We start from the raw sequence: 21,436 nt of genomic DNA on the forward strand, positions 1-21,436 counted from the left end.
CAACCTAAATTGAAAGCTACTAATATTAAATCCACATTATTCTTTAACAAACTCCCTGAGCTTAAAGCTACCTGCTGTAAATAACATAATAGACATTAAAAATATGATTAAGATAGGAATAATAATTTTTCCTGTATTTATTATTCTGAGTAGCCATGTAAATGGTGATATTACACTGATTCTACTTATTATTTCAGGAACATTATCAAAGCTATCTAACTCTGATCCAAAAATCCCCATACCAAAGGCAGCTATTCCAAAAACAACTGTAGATAGACTTGCTAAGGTTACATTTCTAATCCATCTTGTTACTGCTACAATAATAGATGTTGTAACTAAACTACTTAGAAATATGATTAGTATTCCTTGAGGAATATTGTTGTTAGGAAGCTTTAATACAAGTGTTAAGATTATAAAAGCTGAGCAACTTAAAACTCCTTGAATTATAAAGGATGAAATAAATAAACTACCTAAAATAGTTATATCTGAATTACTAGTTGCTATGGTTCTTTTTAATACCTTTTGCTCTCTAAGTTTAATTATTTCTCCCGCAATAACGGAACCACCTATCATCATAAAATAACATATCAATAATATAGTCATCTTATAATCCTCTTTACTGTCTACTTCTTCATCTACAATAACTGCAGTAGTAGAATTTGTGCTTAATCCCGCACTTACTTCTTCCTCAACAACTCCAGATACATAGTTTGTTATAATATCTTCTGCCATTATTGAGCCACTAGCTGCTTCTGTACTATAACACTGAATTTTAGGAAGCTCTCCATTATCTAATAAATCTTGAAAGTTATCTTCTATAACATAAATTGCACCTAATTTATTTTCTCTAAGCAAATCGAAATTGTCTTCTACCTTTCCATCTAGTGTATTTATTGAATATTCTTCACTCAATTTCTCAATAACCTCAGTAGAGTGATTTGAATTACTTTTATCTATAATTCCTATGCTTCCTGATCCGTGACTTAAACCTCCACCATTTATAACTAAAATCATAACAACAGGAAATATCAAGGTCATTAGTAACATAAATGGACTTTTTAATTGTCTTTTCATATTAATTAATACTAATCTTATTAAGCGCATACCTTTTTCCTCCCCTGAATTACTGCTTTAATTATTGCTGCAGAGTATATAATAATTGACATTGCAAATGTAATTAATATCCATTTCCCACAGCCTTCTAAATTTCCATTTAAATTATATAAATTAAATGCATTATTTAAATAATGTGTTGGTGTTAGCAACGCAATTTTATTACCTTCACCTGAAAATATCTCTCCACTTATTAGGGGTAAGGTAAATATTATAGTCCCAATTATTTTTCCATACTTAGCCCCAAATATAGTAGATATACTTTTAGACATAGATACTACTAGCATAGTTCCCATTAATATTAATAATATTAAATCTAAAATATTTCCTTTAAAACTTAATCCAGCTACTCTAAAGAAAATTACATATCCACTGATTATTATAAACACATATACTATCAAAGCCATAGTCTCGTAAAAAAGATATTGTAATTTTGTAATAGGAGTTGCATTAATTCTTTTATCTAAATTTACACTAATATCTGCATAACCACCATGAATCATTGTATATATAAGAATGGTAATTACAAAGCCAATCATGGATGCTGATATCTTTTCATAGGGATTATTGGTTTTTATAGTATCTATTGTAATATCTTCAACTATAGATGATTCCATAATTCTATTTAAATTCCCCATATCTCCACCAGCTATAGATACATATAAACTTTGATGATATCTATCTAATATTACCTTTAAGGTGTCAGTGGACATTCCCATGCCTTCTACTTTTTTATTAATAATTATATCTCCCTTATTTAAAGATAAAACATTTTTCTCATATCCTTCTTTTATTGTTAGTTCCACATCTGGCTTTTTATCTACTATATTTATAACCTCTTTCAAATCATCACTGCCTAAAAGTTCTACAAGCCTTTTTGAATTTTCAGTGTTGTCTTCATCAACAATTTGAACATTTAATGCCTTAAGCTTTAATGGATTTTCATCATCCAAATTATGAAAAAATGCCATAAAACATGCAAGTAAAATAGGAAATAAGATAAAAGTTGCTATGGTAACTACGCCATTTGCAAACATACCTTTAAGGGTAGTTTTTATATAATATAATGCCTTCATAGCTCTTCCCCCTAATCTCTTAAAGTTTTTCCTGTTAATGATAAAAATACATCTTCAAGCTTTGCCTCTTCATAACTAATCTTCTTTATATTAACAGTTTCTTTTTCTAATAATGAAAGCACACTAGCCAGCTTAAACTTTGAATCAATAGTTAAATTAAGTACATTATCCTTATCTGATACCTTATCGATTCCCTCTAAATCCTTTAACTTCATTATTGTTTCTCCACTTATCTCTTGAGTTTCAATAATCACCTTATTGTTAGAGAAAACTGAAGCCTTAATCTCTTCTCTATCTCCATAGGATACTTCCTTGCCTAAATCAATTATAAATACTCTCTTGCAAAGCTCCTCGATTTCCTCCATATAATGTGAAGTATAAATTACTGTAGTACCCCAATCCTTACATATATTTTTTATGAAAGAAAATATATGATTTCTTGATTGCGGATCTACGCCAACGGTAGGCTCATCCAATATTAAAACTTTTGGATGGTGGAGAATTGATACTGCAATATTTAGTCTTCTTTTCATTCCACCTGAAAACTTCTTAACCTTTTGCTTTTTAGTTTCCTCTAATCCAGTTACTTTAAGAGCCTCTGCTATTCTTTCCTTCAAAAGTTTCCCCTTTAATCCATATAAAGCTCCAAAGAACTCTAAATTATCATAGGCATTAAGGTCCTCCATTAGAGCTAACTCCTGTGGAACATATCCCATACATTCCTTTGCCTTAATCGGCTCCCTTAAAATATCATATCCACATATTTCAATAGTCCCACTATCTGGTGTTAATAAGCTTGTCATAATATTTATTAAAGTTGACTTACCCGCTCCATTAGGTCCAATAAAGCCAAATATCTCCCCTTCTTTTACTTCATAGCTAATATTATCTAAAACTAACTTATCATTAAATCTTTTACTGATGTTTTTTACTTCTATAATACTCATAAAATTACCCCCTAGACTTATCTTACTATTATAATAAGATATTTCCAGGGGGATGGCCATAACTTAAGGTCACTACATAAATGACTTAAGTCACTATTCCATTTTTAAAAGCAAAAATTGCAATCTGCGTCCTATCTCTAAGCTTCAACTTTGATAGTATATTGGTTATATTATTTTTTATTGTTCCTTCTGATAAAAACAACTCTTCTGAAATCTCTTTATTAGTTAATCCTTTAGCTATTGCTTCTATTATCTTAAGCTCTTTCTCCAAAAGTCCATACTTATCTATATCACTTTTAATTACTCCATTACTTCCCATCATTTCTATGGCCACATCAGGATGAACTACCATATTACCTTTATAAGCCATTTTTATACCTTCATAAATTACATCATGGGAGCTATCCTTAAGCATATAACCAAAAGCCCCATACCTCATGGCTTCTCTTATATACTCCTTATCCTTAAAGGTAGTAAGAATTATAACCTTTATCTTTGTAAACTGTTCCTTAATAAGTCTTGTCCCCATAACCCCATCACAAGTTTTCATTCTTATATCCATAAGAACAACATCAACATCAGTGGTTTTGCAAACTTCCAAAGCCTTATAACCATTTTCAGCTATCCCAACAACTTCAATATCCTCATAAACTGAAAGCATTACTTTCAAGCCTTCTCTTATTAATTTCTCATCATCTACAATTAAAAGTTTAATCTTTTCCATTCCTACACCTCCACTTCCCTTGGAACTATAACCTTAACAAAAAAACCATTGTCTTTGCTAGACTTCATATGAACTATACCCTCTATCTCCGCTACTCTTTCCCTTATACTTTTAAGTCCGAGTCCACTTTCCACAATTTTATCTGTTCCCACGCCATTGTCACTAAAGGATATTACAAATTCATCTTCTGTAAAATTCATAATAACCTTAACTATAGTTGCTTTACCATGCTTTAAAGAATTTGATAAAATCTCTTGAATCATTCTATATAAATGATTAATCTGCTTAGTTGATAAATTCCAATCACCCTTTGATATAATGACCTTAACTTCTACTCCAGACATTCTCTCAAAGTTTTTACATACATCTTGAAGTCTTAAAATTCCTTGATAGTTATCATATTCATCGGGCTTTAACTCCCTTACAGCTCTCTTCACATCTTGAAAACTTTCACTAATAAAAGCTCTTAAATTTCCTATCATATCCTTCATAGAACTATTTTCCTTCTCTGCAATGGCTTCCATAGCCGATAACTGAATCATAGCAGTAGATAAAGTATGTCCAACACTATCATGAATTTCCCTTGATATTCTATTTCTTTCCTTTAATAAAGTTAATTCCTCAATAGATTCTACATACCCTTCAAGCTCCTTATTAGCTTCTATAAGTTTTTCATCTGAAACTCTAAGCTTATCATAAAGCTGCTGTGCTTCAACCTTTGTACTAAAAAGTCTAGATATATAACTTAAAAGAATAAAGAAGATTCCAAGTAAAACAAAATTAATAATGCCATCTTCAATAGGCCCACTAAACTTCGGATAAATTCCAATAAATAAAATTATAAGCCCTAATCCATACTTAACTATCTTACTTTTCAACGGGAATAAATCTATGGATACCCCTATTAAGTAAAAAATAATAGTTCCTCCAAAGTTCAGTTGTGCCAATGGTATAAATACTAGCTCTATTATTATTGAAAGGATAGCACTTCTCTCTTTCTCTAAATAAAACATTCTCAAATGATTATTTATAATAAATAATAGAAGAAAAACTAGACTTACTATGCTCTTATTTTCAACTTCTACAAACAACTGAAAGGTTAATATACAAAATGATATATATCTCATTAACAATAATTCTTTACTTTTTACCATACCGCTCTCCTAATATATATTTCTCTATATATTTATTTAAGCCTAAATCACATAAAATTACTAGTGTATTTTTTATATGATTATGTTTTGTTAACCTTATATATAAACACCCTAGGAAGATTCCTTATCTTAAATTTCCCTAACATTCCATTTTATAAACCAAACTACTCCTATACTTAGAATTAAAGTTAATAATAGGATATTGTAAATGCTTAAATTAATATCTATAAGTTGTCCATATATTAACTGACCAGGTGCAACACTTGCTGTTGCAATAGCAGTAGAAAAAGCACTTACCTTTCCTAGCATATCTTCTTTTATTTCTTGTTGAATATAGGTTAAAGATATAATGTTAGATAAAGCTAGTGATAACATTATTCCAAGACCTCCTATAGAATAAAATCCTAAAACAATAAATTTATTTGTTCTAGTTAAATGAGTGGAAATCCCTATAATTACAATAGCTACTACCATAGGATACATAGTTTTGTGTATGTGTTTCATCTTAAACATTTTAGGTCTAAATGTTATTAATAATCCTCCTAGCATCATTCCTATAACAAATATTGCTTCTACAAAACCATATATAACTGAAGGCATATTCAATTTTATTTTAATAAAATAAGGAGATACAACACTTAGAATTGGTACTACAAAAATATTAGTTAAACCATAAGAAACTATAATTCCTAAGACAATTTTCTTTTTTTCTTTTAGATAAATAAAACTCTTTTTCATTTCCTTAAAAGATTGTAAAATAGGTTTTTTTATTTTTTCCTTTAACTGCAAATCTGGAATTTCTAAAAATAGCTCTATAATAGCTGAAATAAAAAAGCTGATAGCATTTATTATTACGATTGTTTTTATCTCAATAAAACTATATAATAAACCTGCGACTATAGGCCCAACTAAATTTACTATAGCACCAACTTGTTGAATTATTCCATTAGCTGTAGCTAGTTTATCCTTTTCAACTATTTGTGGAATACAAGCTGTAACAGAAGGACTATATAAGGTATAAATAGTAGATAGCATGAACATAATGCTTCCTACTATTATGATATTATCTCTTCCACTTATCAATATTATTGAATATATAGCCATTAACCCAGCACTGAAAAAATCAAGGTAAACCATTATCTTTTTTCTATTTACTGTATCAGCTAATAGTCCTGCAATAGGTGCAAATAATATGTATGGAATAGTTGAAATTGCCAATATCCTTGAAAAAATAGCGGCACTTCCTGTTAAATCTAAAATGTATAAGGACATACAAAATCTTTGAATTGCATTTCCAAATAAAGATATTATCTGTCCAGTAACCACTATAGTAAAGTTTTTGTTTTTCATTTTATCCCCCTATAAGTTCATAATCTATGCATATAGGGTAATTTTTATTTTCACTTAATTGCAACTTACCATGAATTCCATAAATCTCTTTTAAGTTTTCTTTAGTTATAGCTTCCATAGGGGTACCTTGGCAAATAACCTTGCCTTTTTTAAGTCCGATAATATTACTTGCAAACCTACAAGCATTATTTAACTCATGTAACACCATGATAATAGTAATGTTTTTTTCTTTATTTAATTTCTCTAACACTTGTAATACTTCAAGCTGATAAGACATATCCAAATAAGTGGTTGGCTCATCTAGCATAATTATATCTGTTTCTTGTGCTAAGGTCATTGCAATCCAAGCCCTTTGTCTTTGTCCTCCAGATAAATTTTCTATTTCTCTATCTGCAAAATCCGTAAGTCCTGTCTCCTCTATTGCCCAATAAATAATTTCTTTATCATGAGCCTTAAGTCCACCTATGAGTTTTTGATGTGGAAATCTTCCAAAAGCAACTAATTCTTTTACAGTAATTCCACTTGGACACACTGGGCCTTGAGGTAGAAAGGCCACTTGTGTTGCTATATACTTCTCTTTTTGTATTTTTATATCTTTTCCATTTATAAAGATATCTCCATTTTTAGGCTTTATTACCCTTGCTATTGTTTTTAGCAGAGTTGATTTTCCGCATCCGTTTGCCCCTATAATAATACTTATCTTACCCTTAGGAATGGAAAGATTCATATCATCTATTATGAGATTATCTTCATAGGCTACTGATAAATTTTTTACACTAATAGCTTCCATCTATTTCTCCTTCATCATTAAATAAATAAAATATGGCACTCCGAATATTGAAATTGTGATTCCTACAGGTATTTCAATTGGAGAAAATAAGTTTCTTGAAACTGCATCAGCAAATAAAACTATTACTATACTTATAATTCCAGATACCCATAAGAAATTTTTATGATAGGGCCCAACTAACTTTCTTGCTATATGAGGAGATATTAATCCAATAAATCCTACATTTCCTGCAAAAGCTGTAGCTCCACCAGCAAGAATAACCGCATAGGATAAAAACTTTTTTCTTTCCCTATTTAAGTTTAAGCCAAGAGAAATTGCATGTTCATCAGATAAATTAAGAGCATCTAACTTTTTATAATCCAATAATACAACCATAAACATTAAAGTAACTAAGGGAATAATTACTTTTGCATAGTTCCATCCTGCTCCCCAAAGGCTTCCAGATGTCCAAATTAATACTCTATTGTAATCACCAACTCCACCTCTAAAAGTAAAGAAGGTAATAAAAGCATTTAATCCCGCATTTAGGCCAAGTCCTATAAGTAGTAATCTCTTTGGTTTAACTCCATTTCTACTTGATAATAAGTAAATTATAGTGGCTGAAATTCCTGCACCTATAATGGCCATAAATGGTAATACATAAACAGATAGAGGGCCAAGTGTACTATAGTAATTTAAAGTTTTTAATGAAACAAATATAACTGCTGCCACTGCTGCTCCAGCATTAATACCAATTATCCCTGAATCTGCTAGATCATTTTTTGTTATAGTCTGCAACAGTGCTCCTGCTGTAGATAAAGCAATACCCACAGAAATTCCAACTAACATTCTAGGGAGTCTAAGATTTAAAATTGCTGCATTTTGAAGTTTTGTTCCTTGACCTAATAAAGTTTTTATACTATCTAAAGGTGATATTTTATAAGTTCCCCAACATAAATACATAATTAAAGATGCAAGTAATAAAATAAATAACATTGAGATTATTATTTTAAATCTTTTTCTTTTCATATCAACCTCGCTCCCTTCTTGCTACAGCTATAAAGAATGGAACACCTATTAAGGCTGTAAAAATTCCAATAGGGGTTTCATAAGGACTATACACCATTCTTGCAGCTATATCGGAATAAGTTAATAGTATTGCACCTAACAAGAAAGAAAAAGGTATATTTTTTCTATAATCTTCTCCAAATATTTTTCTTACTATTTGTGGAACTATAAGTCCAACAAAGGCTATATTTTTACCAACAGCCACAGCCGCTGCACACATTGGTATCATAACAAGGAAAGTTATTAGTCTTATTTTTTCTGGATTTTGCCCAAGGCTAATTGCCACATTATCTCCTAAGCTTAGAATATTTATTTTCTCTGATAGGAAAATAGCTATTATTAAACCTAGGATTCCAACTATTGCAACTAAATTAAAATCTGCCCAGGTTGCATTTCTGAAACCTCCTGAAACCCAAAAAGCAATAAACTGAGATTTATTTGATAAAAGTCCTATTATAGTTGTTAAAGAAATAAAGAAAGTACTCATAGCAGTACCTGCCAAAAGTATTTTTGCTATAGATCTATTATTTGATTTTCTTGATGTAAATCCCATCACTATAATTCCACTAAAGATTGCCCCAATTAATGAAGCTATCATAACATTTGTAGTATTTATAGTAATCCCAACAGCATAAAATATAGCTATAACCATAGTTGCCCCTTGACTTACTCCAAGAAGGGACGGCTCTGCTATTGGATTTCTTGTAACTCCTTGAATCATAGCTCCTGTCACTCCCAAAATCCCCCCTGTGAGTAACACTGTAAGGGCCCTAGGAATACGCATATCTCTGATTAGCATAGGTTCTATAGTTTCACTATAATTAAAAATACTATTCCAAACTTCTGATATTCCAATATTGGTGACTCCTAGACTAATAGCTAGGAATACACCGATTATTAGAATAAAAATACTACAAACTATAAAAGTTATTGTATTTTTATTATTTTGTTTCATTTAACATCTCCATTATTTCGTCTAAAAGCACTTGTCTACCTATTGAACTATAGCCTTGTACAAAGTAAGGTGAAGAATCTAGTTTAACAACTTTACCTTCTTTTACTTGAGGTAAATTATTCCATACCCCATTCTCTTCAAGTACTTTTAAATCTTCATCTGTTGCAATCACAAATATATAATCTGATTTTATTGACGCTAATCCTTCATAGGTTACCACTGGTAAACTTATATCATTTTGTTCTGGCATACCTTCAGGTTTAGCTAATCCTAAATCTTCATATAAAACATTACCAAAACCTGCTCCATCAAATACATAGAATTGACCACCACTAGCTAAGAAAGATAAATAAGTTGTATCTTTACCATAAGTTTCTTTAATCTTATCTCCAACTTCTTTTGACTTTTTATCGTAATTTTCTAACCAAGTATTTGCAGCCTCTTCTTTATTAAATACCTTTGCTAAAGACTTAACATCTTCCTTCCAGTCTAAAGCTTCTAATTTAATCATTACAGTTGGAGCGATTTCACTTAATTGATCATACATTTTTTCTTGCACTGTTGATATGACAATTAAGTCTGGATCTAAGTTCATTATTGCTTCAACATCCATAGTATCTTGCATGCTATAACCTAATATAGTTGCACCTTTTAATGTCTCTTCTAAATATGTAGGGAATTTTGTATAATCGTAAGCATCACTATTAGCAGTTCCGATTACCTTATATCCTAAAATTGATAAAATATCACTATTACCACTTAAGTCAACTATTCTTTCAGGATTCTCTGGAATTTCAACTTCTCCTCTAACGTCTGTTACTGTAACGGTTTTACTTTTTTCTTCTACAGTTGAAGTATTTGAACAACCAACTAAAATCATTGATGTCATACAGGTAGCTAGAATTGCTTTTAATACTGATTTTCTTTTCATCTATATCTTCCTTTCAATAATTAAATTCTTATATTAGCAAAGCTAATTGTATATGATTATCATTATCATAACAATATTTGCACCTAATTTAATTATTTTTACATCTAAATAAAGTATTTTCCCTTGATTAATTACAAATTATATATAATATTATTTATAAGAAGGAGGATTTTTATGATAGTAAAATCTAGTGAAGAATTTAAATCTGTGGTTTTAAATAAATTATGCTTTAGTAAAATTGAAAGTAAAAACTATACTTTATATACAAATAAAAATAAGCCTGAACTTGGCCACTTAATTACTTATTCAAGAGATGGTTATTATAATTTAGGTATTGCAGACTATACAATACCTGAGGATTTTTCCATATACTTTGATAATCCTGAATATTTAATGCGTTTTGGTTTAGTTTATAAAGGAATTACAGAATTTAAAATTGAAAATAATCCTGTTTCATCCTTTACCCCTTCATCCTTCTTTGTCATTGAAAAAAATCTAAAAGGTGAACAGCATTGGAAAAAAGGACAACATTTTCATGGAACTGAAATCACTATATACGAAAATTATTTTAAAGAAATAATAAAACCTAACTTTCCAAAGATAATGGATTTTGATTCTTTTATTAAAAATTATACCTATACTTATCTACCCTTAGGAATTATAGATATTATTAATCAGTTACAAAGTTTAACTTATGAAAATTCCTTAAATAGTATTTATCTAGAAAGTAAAATTTTAGAGTGCATAGCTATATTAATAAATGAGTCCACTAAACCTGAGAATGCTTTTACTAATCAAATTAACTATGGAAATATTAATATTGGTGCTAACAGAATAATAAAACTAACCTCGTCTGATATCCATGCTATTCAAAAAGTCCATGATATTTTAGAAAAAAATTATAATAACCCTCCTAATATTAGTACTTTAAGTAAGATGGTATTTTTGAACGAACAAAAATTAAAAGCAGGATTTTCAAAGCATTATCATATGTCCATTGGGGAATACACCAATCATATTAAAATGAATATTGCTGCAAACCTCTTATCTACCACAGATTTAAGTATTGAAGAAATATCTCAAAAAGTTGGTTATAATTATTCTGCAAACTTTTCTAAAATGTTTAAAAAGACTTATGGAAAAACTCCATTGAAATTCAGAAAAACAAAATAACGAAATCCATGGATATATAACTTAAAAATGATGTATATAGCGAAATTACTGTAGTTTTGTTCTATAAATCTTCTGAGATTAGACTTCTTGGAGTTAACAAGCACTTAATAGCAAAGGCAAAAGCTTCTATCCCTAAAAGAATAGTGCTTTTGCCTCTTAAATTCATAATCTAAAAACTATAACCATTTGACTATTTATATTAAGTGAAAAGTATCCAAATAAAATAATATTTTATCATTAGTTTTATAAGACAGGCTTTATGATATAAAAATCAATCTTCTTTAATTATATTCTTACAGCATAAATAGGTAATGATAAAATATCCTCCGTATATTACTATTAAAAAGCCTGCTGTCATTACTATTGATGGAAGTATATTTGCCTTTCTAAAGGTTTGAAGTATAAGATTGCTCACCTGTATTCCAAATATGGAGTGTATAACTGCTAAAACCAATGGGAATGCAAAGAATACACCAATCTGCCTAAATATTGATTTATTAATCATCCTTTCATCTGCACCTAGTCTTCTAAGAATGCTATATCTCTTTATATTATCTGAGCACTCAGATAGCTCCTTTAAGGCCAAAATGGCAGCGCTAGAAATTAAAAATACTATACCAAGATATATTCCAAGGAATACAGCCATAGCTGACCTGCATATACTCCTATCATTAATTGCTATCTTAGTGTTAATATACAATCCAGAATTTTGTGCATAGCTACTGCTGTCTAAATTTAATATTTTATCCTCGATTTTTTGCTTATCCACCTTGTTAGTAGCATTATAGTTAGCAATTAAAAAACTTCGATTTTTCATAGCCTTGCTAACTGCGTTATCTGGCACAATAATAATTCCCATATTCATCTTCTCTGAAGTCATAGTGATAAATCCATCCTCACAATGGTCAAATTTAGGAGTGTATTTATGATCATCTATAGTAATTGTAGCTTCATTCTTCAAGGCTTCATTTCTAATATCCAGCATACTGTCATAATTACAAAGAACCATATATTCATTATCTCCTAGCTCATACTGTGTCAATCCATAAAGCTTTGCTATCTCATTATAATCACTAATTTTTACTAACTCCTGTAGGTCTGAAAAATATAAGTCTGGAAAGACCTCCTCAATACTAGAGAAAGTACTTCCTAGAGTATCCTTAAGGGTAACCTCCTCTGTTTTGTAGCTGTAAAATTCAAAAACATCCTTTAAATTATCTTTCACATTAAAATTCATTTTTGTTAATGTTTCTTCAATGGAAATTTTAGAATCCTCTATTTTTCCCTCAGTGTATGGATTTCCATCACCATCTACATCTGCTGTTGATAAATCTGCCATCTTTTGAATCTGAATATCTACTGGAACGTTATGTCGTAAATTCTCCTTAGTAGCAGTGTTTACGGATACTGCACTAGAGAATATGCAAATAGTTAAAAATAACATTAAGCATATAACTGTCATGGAAAATACCATTGTATTTATCTTGCTACTAAACTGTCTTATGGTAAAGCTATTAAGCTTTTTATAGTAAGAGTTCTTCATAGACATTACAGCCTTTAAAATAAAGCCTGATAAAGACCAAAAGATTAAAAAGGTTCCCACTACACCATAAATTATCTGCTTTGATACATCTGAAAATTCCACTAAGTTACTTGCTCCTGTTGTAACATTATAATAGGCATATCCAAGAAGCACTGTTGAAAACAAAAACACTATGACACATAGATATGGATTCTTCATTTTAACCTTCTCTGACTTCTTATCTGCTTGAATTAAATCAATAAGCTTACATCTACTTACCTGTATTGTATTAAATATCATAACAATTATGTACATAATACTAAAATAAATAATAGTTTTCACCATAGCTGAAGATGAAAAAGTAAAGGTGAATTTACTCATATCTGCATCAAACATATTAGCTACAACAATAGACATAATCTGTGATAAAGCAATACCTATTCCAAGACCTATGACTAAGGATATTGCTCCAATGGAAAGAGTTTCAAAAAATAAGATTTTAGATATTCTTCCCTTGCTCATTCCTAATGTCATATATATACCAAATTCCCTGTTCCTTCTCTTCATCAAGAAACTACTAGCATAAATTATCAAAAATCCTAGGACGAATGAAACGAAGACACTTACTGATGATAATACCTTATTAATCATGTGAAATGTTTCACTAGTTGATTTAGACATGGTAACCATAATATTCTGACCATCAATGGAGTTAAAAACATAAAATATAGCTACTCCTAAAATAAGAGTAAAGAAGTATATTAGATAATCCTTAAAGCTTTTCTTTATATTTTTCAAGGATAGCTTAAATAACATCATTTGCATCCCCTCCAAGTAACGATACCATATCTATAATTCTATTAAAGAGTTCCTTTCTTGTGTCATTTCCTCTTATAAATTCATTGAATATCTTTCCATCCTTAATAAATATTACACGAGAAGCATAACTAGCTGTAAAAGCATCATGTGTAACCATGAGAATTGTAGCCTTTATATCCGCATTTAAACTTTTAAGTCTTTCTAACAACATCTTAGAGCTTTTAGAATCTAAGGCTCCTGTCGGCTCATCAGCTAAAATCAGCTTTGGATTTGTAATGATAGCTCTAGCACTTGCTATCCTCTGCTTTTGTCCTCCAGACATTTCATAAGGATATTTATTTAACACTTCAGTGATACCTAGCTTTTCCGCTACACTCTTAATCCTCTCTTCAATTTCCTTAAACTTTACATCCTGTATCTGTAGTGCTAAAGCAATATTTTCATAGGCTGTAAGGGTATCAAGAAGATTAAAATCTTGAAAGATAAAGCCCAGCTCCTCTCTCCTAAATCTATTTAAAGCATTTCCTTTAAGCTTTGTAATGTCCTCATTTTCAATAAACATATGACCACTTGTCACCTTATCTATAGTGGAAATTACATTTAGAAGTGTAGTTTTTCCTGAACCACTAGCTCCCATAATGGCAACAAATTCTCCCTTTTCAACCTCTAATGAAATATCATCAATAGCTTTAGTAAGATTAGACTTATTTCCATAATACTTACTAATGCCCTCAATTTTTAATACCTTTGACATTCTGTATCCACCTTTCTTATATTGGGTTCAATACTTTCACTAACCCATAACAATTGTTCCTTACAATATAAATTATATAAAAAGATTAGGTACATAAACATCGAAGTATATTACATTACCTTACGCCGCTGTAACCTATACTAATTTAAAACTTCATAATATTCATTATTGTTAAAGATAATTGATACTCTAGTAAACTGTTCCTTTACTGAGGCTATGTCTATACTATGACCAAGCTTTTTACATAACTTCTGTGCTAGGTATAAGCCCATTCCTGTAGAAGTTGAAACTTGTCTGCCATTTTCCCCCGTAAAGGACTTCTCAAAGACCTTAGAAATATCTTTTTCACTTATTCCAATACCATTATCTTCAATATATAAGGTACTTTGAGTCCCCTCCACTACAACTTTAAAGGATATACTTGGATCTTTGTCACTACAATACTTAATACTGTTACTAAGTATCTGATTTATAATAAATTCAAGCCACTTACTGTCACTTAACACCTGTACCTCTGTATTTTCCATTTGAACTCTTATATTTTTCAAAATAAGAGTATCTTTATTCTTTTTAATCACAGTATTTATTATATCTTTAAGGTTGCATCTCTTTATTAGATAATCTTTCTCTGAATTTTCTCCTCTAGCGAAATATAAAACCTGCTCTACATAATTCTCTATACGTTTAAGCTGTTCTCCCACCTTTTTATTAGCATCAACCTTATTATTGTGTGAAATTAAAACACAGCTAGCAATAGGCAACTTAACTTCATGAATCCAAAGCTCAATATATTCCTTAAAGTCTCTTATGCTTCTTCTGTACTCTTCAATATCCTCATTCATAGACTTATCTATTTCATAAAGGAATTCACAAAGCAGCCTCCCCTCTAAAAAGTTAGGCTTGTTCACCATCTCAGTTATTAAATACTTCTTATCAAGGCCTTCTAGTCTCCTTTGAAACTCATTATAAAAAGATCTTTTACTTAAATAATCATAGACTATCATCATTGCTCCAAAAATAAAAAGCACAATTGCAATAGATGTTATTAATGCCATTGGCACCTTGAACATGATGAGAAAAAATAATATAAGAACCATAAGAAATATATACATTAAAATAATTATAGCTTTATCACCTAAATAATCCTTTAGCTTCATATTAGAATATACCCCTGCTCTCTTCTAGTCTCAATAACACCTTTAAGCTCTATACTTTCTAGCTTCTTTCTTAATCTTGTTATATTAACTGTAAGGGTATTATCATCAATGAATTTATCCTCTCCCCAAAGGTGATTCATAATTTGGTTCCTTGTAACAATTTCTCCCTGATGATTTAATAAGAAGTAAAATATACTCATTTCATTTTTTGAAAGCAATAACTCCTTATCACCATTCTCTAGTGTACTTTTTAGTAGATTCACCTTAACACCTCTATAGCTTTCAGTATTATTAATCTTGTTCATTCTCCTAAATAAAGCTTCAATATGTAGAAGTAATAATGCTGGGTTATATGGCTTTGTAATATAATCGTCAGCACCATAACTCATACTTAAAACCTCATCTAACTCACTATCCTTACTAGTCACCATAATTACTGGTACATCAGATTCCTTTCTAATTTCCTTCAGAAGCTGTTGACCATTAGTATTGGGTATCTTTATATCTAGCAAAACTAAGTCTGGATCAACAGCTAAAATTTTCTCTTTAGCATTATAAAAAGAAGGTAAAATCATAGCTTCATAGCCATTATCATATAATAATAATTTAAGCTCATTCCTTAACTCTATATCATCTTCAACTATTAAAATCTTCATAAAAATCACTCCTCTTAATAATAATTATACTTTAAATTAAAAGTTATTTCTAAAACCTATACAGAAATGTAATATATTTAATACATTTCTGGATCAATATATTATATCTGTATTCTGGGAACTCCATATAAAATATGTTATTATTATTAAAAGACATTTTATTAATGTAGAGTGAATAAAATTAACTTTAAAAATCACAGGAGATTTGTATGAAAAAACTTACTTTTGTAATGGAAAATTATTTAGAAGCTATCTATGAGTTATCAGAAGAAGGTAAAGGAGTTAAAATGACTCGCATAGCAGAAAAGCTTGGAGTAACTAAAGCCAGCACTAATAGCGCTATGGTAACTTTAGCTGAAAAAGGACTTATAACTAATGAAAGATACAAGGAAATATTTTTAACTCCTTTAGGCTTAGAAATAGCTAGATCTACATCTAAAAAGCATCATATTATTAAAGATTTCTTTATAAAAATTCTAAACATCGATAGTTCTATTGCAGATGAAGACGCTTGTGCTATAGAACACGTTATTAGTTCAGATTCTGTTTATGCTATGCAAAAATTTCTTTCAAAACATAATAATAAATAAAAAAATCAACGATTTAAAATTGCTTTTGCAATTTTAAATCGTTATTTTTTTACATTTAAGATACCTGACTTCTATATAGCATAGCATAAGTTCCTCCATAACGAATCAGCTCATCATGGGTTCCCGTTTCTTTAATGCCTGTTCCTTCTAGAACTACAATTTTATCTGCATTACGGATAGTTGATAATCTATGGGCAATTACTATAGTTGTTCTATCTTTTGAAATTTCATCTAATGCAGCTTGGATTTCTTTCTCTGTTTTTGTATCAAGAGCTGATGTAGCTTCATCCAAAATAAGAATAGGTGAATTTCTAAGGATTGCTCTAGCTATGGAAATCCTCTGTTTCTGTCCTCCAGAAAGACGTACTCCACGCTCTCCTATTATGGTATCATAACCATCTTCTAAGTTTTCAACAAAATCATGAGCATTAGCCGCCTTTGAAGCCTTAAGAACCTGCTCCCTAGTAGCTTCTTTCCAGCCATAAACAATGTTTTCATAAATTGTTCCGTTAAATAAAAAGGTGTCCTGTAAAACCATGCTTATATTATCTCTAAGACTCTTTAAAGTTACATTTTTAATATCTATTCCATCAATTAAAATACCTCCATTCTGAGGATCATAAAAGCGGTTTAAAAGACTGGCTATTGTGGTTTTGCCCACTCCAGTTGCCCCAACAAAAGCTACAGTTTCTCCTGGATTTACTTTTAAATTTATATTTTGCAAAATGTTTACTTCATCATTGTAAGAGAAAGAAACTTCCTTAAAGTCAATTTCTCCTTTAACCTTATACATTTTCTTTGCATTAACTTTCTCTTTAACATCTGTAACTTCATCCATAACCTCAAAAACGCGTCTACACCCTGCAAGTGCGGTACCTGACATTTCCATAAGTCTTGAAAAACTCTTTATAGGTCCATAAAACATACCAAGATACATAGAAAATCCTACAATATCTCCAATGTTAATTTCTCCTCTTGAAACCATAAATCCACCAAATATTATAACTATAACAGAACCTAGCGCAGTGAAAAATGCAAGAAGTGGAAAAGTGGTTTCAAAAAAGAAGCTTGCCTTTAAGTATGCTTTACTATGTTTTATAGAAAGGTTCTTAATCCTTTTTTCTTCTCTTTCCTGTTGATTGAATATCTGTATTTCTTTAATTCCAGAAAAATTATCTTGAACAGTACCAGAAAGTTCTCCCCTAACCATAGAATTCTGCTTCCATATAGGAGAAAGATGATTACTCTGCCAAAGAGTAATCATAATAAGAAAAGGAATAGTAACAAGACTTAAAAAAGCCAACTTTACATTAATAGAAAATAATAATACCCCAACACCTACGAAAGTCAATATATTAACAACAAAATCAGGAATTACGTGAGCTAAAAGAATCTCTACCTCCATAACATCATTAATAACTCTGCTAGTTAAATCTCCTGTACGACTTTTATTAAAATACTTAAGCCCCATATGTTGAAGCTTAGAGTAAAGTTCTGTTCTCATATCTGCAACATAATGTAAAGCTGCATGATGGTTTAAATATCCTGAAATAGAACTTCCAGCTGATTGAAGTACAGTTGCAACTAAAAGCATCAATCCTATTCGTAAAGATTGGGCTCCAAAATCAGCGCTTCCTTCTGTTGCTATACTTGTAAGCTCTCTTAGGGCCCATGGATTATAAAATCCTGCTATGGTGGAAATAATAACGGCTATTAATGCTAATATCAAATAAATCCAATATTTTCTGGCTCCCATAAAAATACGTAAGGTAGTTCTCATATGCCCACTGCCTCCTTTTCCTTCAACTCTACATCCTCATTTTCATCTACAATATCATAGGTAATACATACTGGACGATTACTCTTAGGTTCAATAACAACATCAGCATTGATATTGAAGGTTTTTCTAAGGACCTCTGGAGTCATAACTTCCTCAGGAGTTCCATGTTTTATGATAGCGCCTTTTTGAATAGCAATAATATAATCAGAAAATCTTGCAGCAAGATTTAAATCATGAAGTACCATAACAATAGTACACTTTTGATTACGGTTAAGCTCATATAAAAGCTTTAAAACCTCTAATTGGTGAGCAAGATCAAGGTAAGTAGTAGGTTCATCTAATAAAATTAAATCAGTTTGCTGTGCTAGAGCCATAGCAATCCAAACTCTCTGTCTTTGCCCTCCTGATAAAGCATCAACTTCTCTTCTCTCAAACTCACTTAACTTAGTTGCAGTTAAAGCCCATTTAACAATTCTTTTATCTTCTTCTGTGAGATTTCCAAAACCTTTTTGATGAGGGAAACGTCCATATGCAACTAACTCACCTACAGTAAGTCCACTTGGTGCAGTAGGAGTTTGAGGAAGTATTGCCATCTTTTTGGCTATTTCTTTTGTAGGCAATTTACTTATATCTTGTCCACTTAGATGTACTACACCCTTTTTAGGCTTTAATATACGTCCAACTGCTTTTAAAATAGTTGATTTACCGCATCCATTTGCTCCTATAATAGAAGTTATCTTTCCCTCTGGTATCTGCATATTTAATTCCCTTACAATGAGAGTATCATCATAAGCTATATCTAAATTTTTAGTTTCAATACTTTTCATACAAACCTCCTTAATTTGACTTTACTAATAAATATAAGAAGTACGGTGTAGTTAATACAGTAATAATAATTCCTGTAGGAACATCGGTTCCAAGACTTATAGTTCTAGTAATAGTGTCTGATAATAGAATAATTATTGAGCCTACTAGAGATGCGGTAGGAATCAATAATTTATGATTTGAGCCTACAAACTTTCTCGCCATATGTGGAGAAATCATTCCAACAAAAAAGAAGTTTCCACCTAAGGCCACGCTGCCTGACGATAGAGCAACAGCTGCTACAGCTAGACCTATGAATTCTCTCTTTACTGCTACTCCTAATCCTGTTGCAGTTTGATTACCAAGGTTTAAAGTATTCAAAGTACGAGATTTATAAAGTACATATAAAAATAGAATCAATATCCAAGGTGCAAGAATAGAAATATACGTCCAATTGTCTCCCCAAAGACTTCCTGCACTCCATCTTTGAATAAAATCCATCTGTTTCTCATCTAGCTTTAAAGTAAGCATCATAGTAATAGCACTATATCCACTTCCAACAGCTACACCTGTCAAAATTAATCCTGTAGGTGATATGCTTTTTCCTCTTTTATATGAAAGTAAAAATATAAGCACTGCTGCTGTCATTCCACCTATAAAAGCTAAAAGTGGGAGAGCAATAGCTGAAGATACACTATCTACCTTAAAAATAACTATAAACAATAATACAAATAATCCTGAACCCGAACTTATTCCCAAAGTTCCAGGACTAGCCATATCATTGCGAAGTAAACTCTGCATTACACATCCAGCTGTTCCCATACCAATACCTACAAGAATAGTTAATACAATACGAGGAAGACGAAAATCATATACTATAAGATTTTGTTTAGCTGTACCTTTTCCAAGAAGAACATTAAAGACTTCTGAAGGAGATAGATTCATTTTACCTGAGTTCACACTTATTACCGCCACAAATAACAGCACAATGGTAAGTACTAAAATAATAGTTAAGCCACGTGAAACTGAGTAACCCTTTTTCTTCATTGGAATTCCCTCCTTTGCTTCCTTGTAAGATAAAGAAAATACGGAACCCCTATTACAGCAAAAATAATTCCAATGGGAGTCTCATAAGGCTTATTAATAAGCCTTCCAACTAAATCTGCTGCCACAGTAATCAAAGCTCCATATAATCCTGAAGCTGGAATTATGTATCTATAATCTACGCCTATAAGGTAGCGGACAATATGAGGTACTATTAATCCTATAAAACCAACAGGTCCAACAACAATTACAGAAAGCCCTGTAAGTATTAAAACAACTACAGTAGAAATAGCTTTAACCTTCTTAGTATTAAGTCCAAGACCTATAGCTGCATCATCTCCAAGATTTAAAAGAGTAATTGAAGGTGATATAATAAGAGCTGTAATTATGCCCACAATAAAGAATGGGAAAACTATAGCAAGTTCACTCCATTTAGCACCTGCTGTTCCTCCAGCAGTCCAATAAGCTAAAGCATGCCCAAGTCTATATTTAATAGAAAGATATTGGCTAAAAGCACCAAATAGCATTGATATAGAAATACCTGCTAAAACAAGTCTCTGTGGTTTCATGCCTCCTCTGCCAATAGACGCAATAAAATAAGTCATACCTGTAGTAACAGCTGCACCAGTACATGCAAAAATCATCATCTGTCCATAACTTCCACCAGGTAAAAATGTCATACAAAAAGCTATAGCAAAAGAAGCACCACTACTTATACCCATAAGTCCAGAATCAGCAAGAGGATTTCTTGTGGTTCCCTGCATTATAGCACCACATATGGAAAGGCTTGACCCGACAATTATATTAGCTGCTATACGAGGAAGCCGGAGAGTTTGAATAATCTGGTGTTCAGTTAAAGAAGAGTCAAAATTAAAAATGGCTCCCCATGCCGTAGACAAATTCATATCAGCAGCACCAAAAGAAATTGATGCTGCTGACATAATCACCAGCAAAACCACCCCTGTAATCATATAGATTGTAAAATTCAAAGCCCCTAATTGTCGCTTTTTATTATAGGTATTTTGCATATTTATTTTCCTTTCTCAATTA

General features: G+C 30.9%; 20 protein-coding genes. 2 read left to right on the forward strand and 18 right to left on the reverse strand.

Translation table 11 applies throughout. The features are described 5' to 3' along the window. Window positions 1-36: 36 nt before the first annotated feature. From B2S02_RS08005 to B2S02_RS08050, 10 genes are all read right to left on the reverse strand, one after another. Window positions 37-1,104, reverse strand: a complete 1,068-nt coding sequence (locus B2S02_RS08005) for an ABC transporter permease (RefSeq protein ID WP_346920517.1) — start codon at window positions 1,102-1,104, stop codon at window positions 37-39. Further along, the gene (locus tag B2S02_RS08010; RefSeq protein WP_346920518.1) at window positions 1,095-2,189 is read right to left on the reverse strand and encodes an ABC transporter permease; all 1,095 of its coding nucleotides are present in this window, start codon (window positions 2,187-2,189) and stop codon (window positions 1,095-1,097) included. The genes B2S02_RS08005 and B2S02_RS08010 overlap by 10 nt, the downstream gene beginning before the upstream one ends. An 11-nt stretch (window positions 2,190-2,200) precedes the next feature. Then, window positions 2,201-3,136 carry an ABC transporter ATP-binding protein gene (locus B2S02_RS08015; protein WP_346877208.1) on the reverse strand — a complete coding sequence of 312 codons (936 nt, stop codon included), beginning with the start codon at window positions 3,134-3,136 and terminating at the stop codon, window positions 2,201-2,203. 85 nt (window positions 3,137-3,221) lie between these two features. Beyond that, the gene (locus tag B2S02_RS08020; protein ID WP_346847250.1) at window positions 3,222-3,860 is read right to left on the reverse strand and encodes a response regulator transcription factor; all 639 of its coding nucleotides are present in this window, start codon (window positions 3,858-3,860) and stop codon (window positions 3,222-3,224) included. Window positions 3,861-3,862: 2 nt separating this feature from the next. Beyond that, complete coding sequence (locus tag B2S02_RS08025) at window positions 3,863-5,014, reverse strand: sensor histidine kinase (protein ID WP_346847249.1); 1,152 nt, start codon at window positions 5,012-5,014, stop codon at window positions 3,863-3,865. A 129-nt stretch (window positions 5,015-5,143) separates the two neighbouring features. Continuing rightward, a complete protein-coding gene (locus B2S02_RS08030; protein ID WP_346893848.1) occupies window positions 5,144-6,364 on the reverse strand; it encodes an MFS transporter in 1,221 nt (406 codons plus the stop codon). Window position 6,365: 1 nt separating this feature from the next. After that, entirely contained in the window at window positions 6,366-7,154 is a 789-nt protein-coding gene (locus B2S02_RS08035; protein ID WP_346920519.1) for an ABC transporter ATP-binding protein, read from the reverse strand. Further along, on the reverse strand, window positions 7,155-8,162 hold the full coding sequence (locus B2S02_RS08040) for an iron ABC transporter permease (RefSeq protein WP_346847246.1): 1,008 nt from the start codon (window positions 8,160-8,162) through the stop codon (window positions 7,155-7,157). It lies immediately after the preceding gene. A gap of 1 nt (window position 8,163) precedes the next feature. Further along, window positions 8,164-9,156: an iron ABC transporter permease gene (locus B2S02_RS08045; protein ID WP_346878463.1), complete on the reverse strand. Its 993-nt coding sequence runs from the start codon at window positions 9,154-9,156 to the stop codon at window positions 8,164-8,166. Next, window positions 9,143-10,087 (reverse strand): ABC transporter substrate-binding protein, encoded by a 945-nt coding sequence (locus B2S02_RS08050; RefSeq protein WP_346877204.1) that lies wholly within the window; start codon window positions 10,085-10,087, stop codon window positions 9,143-9,145. Before B2S02_RS08050 ends, B2S02_RS08045 begins: the two co-directional genes overlap by 14 nt. 174 nt (window positions 10,088-10,261) lie before the next feature. Here B2S02_RS08050 and B2S02_RS08055 point away from each other — a divergent pair, with 174 nt between their 5' ends. Next, complete coding sequence (locus tag B2S02_RS08055) at window positions 10,262-11,260, forward strand: AraC family transcriptional regulator (RefSeq protein WP_346877203.1); 999 nt, start codon at window positions 10,262-10,264, stop codon at window positions 11,258-11,260. 271 nt (window positions 11,261-11,531) lie between these two features. Here the strand turns inward: B2S02_RS08055 and B2S02_RS08060 are convergent, their stop codons facing one another. From B2S02_RS08060 to B2S02_RS08075, 4 genes are all read right to left on the reverse strand, one after another. Beyond that, window positions 11,532-13,601, reverse strand: coding sequence for an ABC transporter permease (locus tag B2S02_RS08060; RefSeq protein WP_346920520.1), 2,070 nt, complete (start codon window positions 13,599-13,601; stop codon window positions 11,532-11,534). Beyond that, window positions 13,588-14,355, reverse strand: a complete 768-nt coding sequence (locus B2S02_RS08065; RefSeq protein ID WP_346920521.1) for an ABC transporter ATP-binding protein — start codon at window positions 14,353-14,355, stop codon at window positions 13,588-13,590. The genes B2S02_RS08060 and B2S02_RS08065 overlap by 14 nt, the downstream gene beginning before the upstream one ends. 140 nt (window positions 14,356-14,495) lie before the next feature. Next, a complete protein-coding gene (locus B2S02_RS08070; RefSeq protein WP_346920522.1) occupies window positions 14,496-15,512 on the reverse strand; it encodes a sensor histidine kinase in 1,017 nt (338 codons plus the stop codon). Further along, entirely contained in the window at window positions 15,509-16,168 is a 660-nt protein-coding gene (locus B2S02_RS08075) for a response regulator transcription factor (RefSeq protein WP_346920523.1), read from the reverse strand. The genes B2S02_RS08070 and B2S02_RS08075 overlap by 4 nt, the downstream gene beginning before the upstream one ends. A 209-nt stretch (window positions 16,169-16,377) precedes the next feature. On the opposite strand from B2S02_RS08075, the gene B2S02_RS08080 reads away from it, so the two are divergent. Continuing rightward, complete coding sequence (locus B2S02_RS08080) at window positions 16,378-16,758, forward strand: metal-dependent transcriptional regulator (protein WP_346893844.1); 381 nt, start codon at window positions 16,378-16,380, stop codon at window positions 16,756-16,758. A gap of 55 nt (window positions 16,759-16,813) precedes the next feature. On the opposite strand, the gene B2S02_RS08085 is transcribed toward B2S02_RS08080, so the two are convergent. The 4 genes from B2S02_RS08085 to B2S02_RS08100 are packed head-to-tail and all read right to left on the reverse strand — an operon-like array spanning window position 16,814 to window position 21,414. Further along, the gene (locus B2S02_RS08085; RefSeq protein ID WP_346893842.1) at window positions 16,814-18,538 is read right to left on the reverse strand and encodes an ABC transporter ATP-binding protein; all 1,725 of its coding nucleotides are present in this window, start codon (window positions 18,536-18,538) and stop codon (window positions 16,814-16,816) included. After that, window positions 18,535-19,365 carry an ABC transporter ATP-binding protein gene (locus B2S02_RS08090; RefSeq protein ID WP_346847240.1) on the reverse strand — a complete coding sequence of 277 codons (831 nt, stop codon included), beginning with the start codon at window positions 19,363-19,365 and terminating at the stop codon, window positions 18,535-18,537. The genes B2S02_RS08085 and B2S02_RS08090 overlap by 4 nt, the downstream gene beginning before the upstream one ends. 10 nt (window positions 19,366-19,375) lie before the next feature. Then, window positions 19,376-20,389 (reverse strand): iron ABC transporter permease, encoded by a 1,014-nt coding sequence (locus B2S02_RS08095; RefSeq protein ID WP_346847239.1) that lies wholly within the window; start codon window positions 20,387-20,389, stop codon window positions 19,376-19,378. Then, window positions 20,386-21,414 (reverse strand): iron ABC transporter permease, encoded by a 1,029-nt coding sequence (locus B2S02_RS08100; protein ID WP_346879450.1) that lies wholly within the window; start codon window positions 21,412-21,414, stop codon window positions 20,386-20,388. The genes B2S02_RS08095 and B2S02_RS08100 overlap by 4 nt, the downstream gene beginning before the upstream one ends. Window positions 21,415-21,436: the final 22 nt, after the last annotated feature.

This window comes from Clostridium sp. UBA7339 (genome assembly GCF_002470865.1).
In the GTDB taxonomy this organism is placed as follows: Bacteria; Bacillota; Clostridia; order Clostridiales; family Clostridiaceae; genus Clostridium_J; species Clostridium_J sulfidigenes.

Coding starts and splice junctions, on each gene's coding strand:
- B2S02_RS08045 (WP_346878463.1), bottom strand. CDS start 9,156: ATGAAACAAAATAATAAAAATACAATAACTTTTATAGTTTGTAGTATT.
- B2S02_RS08070 (WP_346920522.1), bottom strand. CDS start 15,512: ATGAAGCTAAAGGATTATTTAGGTGATAAAGCTATAATTATTTTAATG.
- B2S02_RS08095 (WP_346847239.1), bottom strand. CDS start 20,389: ATGAAGAAAAAGGGTTACTCAGTTTCACGTGGCTTAACTATTATTTTA.
- B2S02_RS08020 (WP_346847250.1), bottom strand. CDS start 3,860: ATGGAAAAGATTAAACTTTTAATTGTAGATGATGAGAAATTAATAAGA.
- B2S02_RS08035 (WP_346920519.1), bottom strand. CDS start 7,154: ATGGAAGCTATTAGTGTAAAAAATTTATCAGTAGCCTATGAAGATAAT.
- B2S02_RS08015 (WP_346877208.1), bottom strand. CDS start 3,136: ATGAGTATTATAGAAGTAAAAAACATCAGTAAAAGATTTAATGATAAG.
- B2S02_RS08080 (WP_346893844.1), top strand. CDS start 16,378: ATGAAAAAACTTACTTTTGTAATGGAAAATTATTTAGAAGCTATCTAT.
- B2S02_RS08065 (WP_346920521.1), bottom strand. CDS start 14,355: ATGTCAAAGGTATTAAAAATTGAGGGCATTAGTAAGTATTATGGAAAT.
- B2S02_RS08030 (WP_346893848.1), bottom strand. CDS start 6,364: ATGAAAAACAAAAACTTTACTATAGTGGTTACTGGACAGATAATATCT.
- B2S02_RS08075 (WP_346920523.1), bottom strand. CDS start 16,168: ATGAAGATTTTAATAGTTGAAGATGATATAGAGTTAAGGAATGAGCTT.
- B2S02_RS08040 (WP_346847246.1), bottom strand. CDS start 8,162: ATGAAAAGAAAAAGATTTAAAATAATAATCTCAATGTTATTTATTTTA.
- B2S02_RS08005 (WP_346920517.1), bottom strand. CDS start 1,104: ATGCGCTTAATAAGATTAGTATTAATTAATATGAAAAGACAATTAAAA.
- B2S02_RS08055 (WP_346877203.1), top strand. CDS start 10,262: ATGATAGTAAAATCTAGTGAAGAATTTAAATCTGTGGTTTTAAATAAA.
- B2S02_RS08050 (WP_346877204.1), bottom strand. CDS start 10,087: ATGAAAAGAAAATCAGTATTAAAAGCAATTCTAGCTACCTGTATGACA.
- B2S02_RS08090 (WP_346847240.1), bottom strand. CDS start 19,365: ATGAAAAGTATTGAAACTAAAAATTTAGATATAGCTTATGATGATACT.
- B2S02_RS08100 (WP_346879450.1), bottom strand. CDS start 21,414: ATGCAAAATACCTATAATAAAAAGCGACAATTAGGGGCTTTGAATTTT.
- B2S02_RS08060 (WP_346920520.1), bottom strand. CDS start 13,601: ATGATGTTATTTAAGCTATCCTTGAAAAATATAAAGAAAAGCTTTAAG.
- B2S02_RS08085 (WP_346893842.1), bottom strand. CDS start 18,538: ATGAGAACTACCTTACGTATTTTTATGGGAGCCAGAAAATATTGGATT.
- B2S02_RS08025 (WP_346847249.1), bottom strand. CDS start 5,014: ATGGTAAAAAGTAAAGAATTATTGTTAATGAGATATATATCATTTTGT.
- B2S02_RS08010 (WP_346920518.1), bottom strand. CDS start 2,189: ATGAAGGCATTATATTATATAAAAACTACCCTTAAAGGTATGTTTGCA.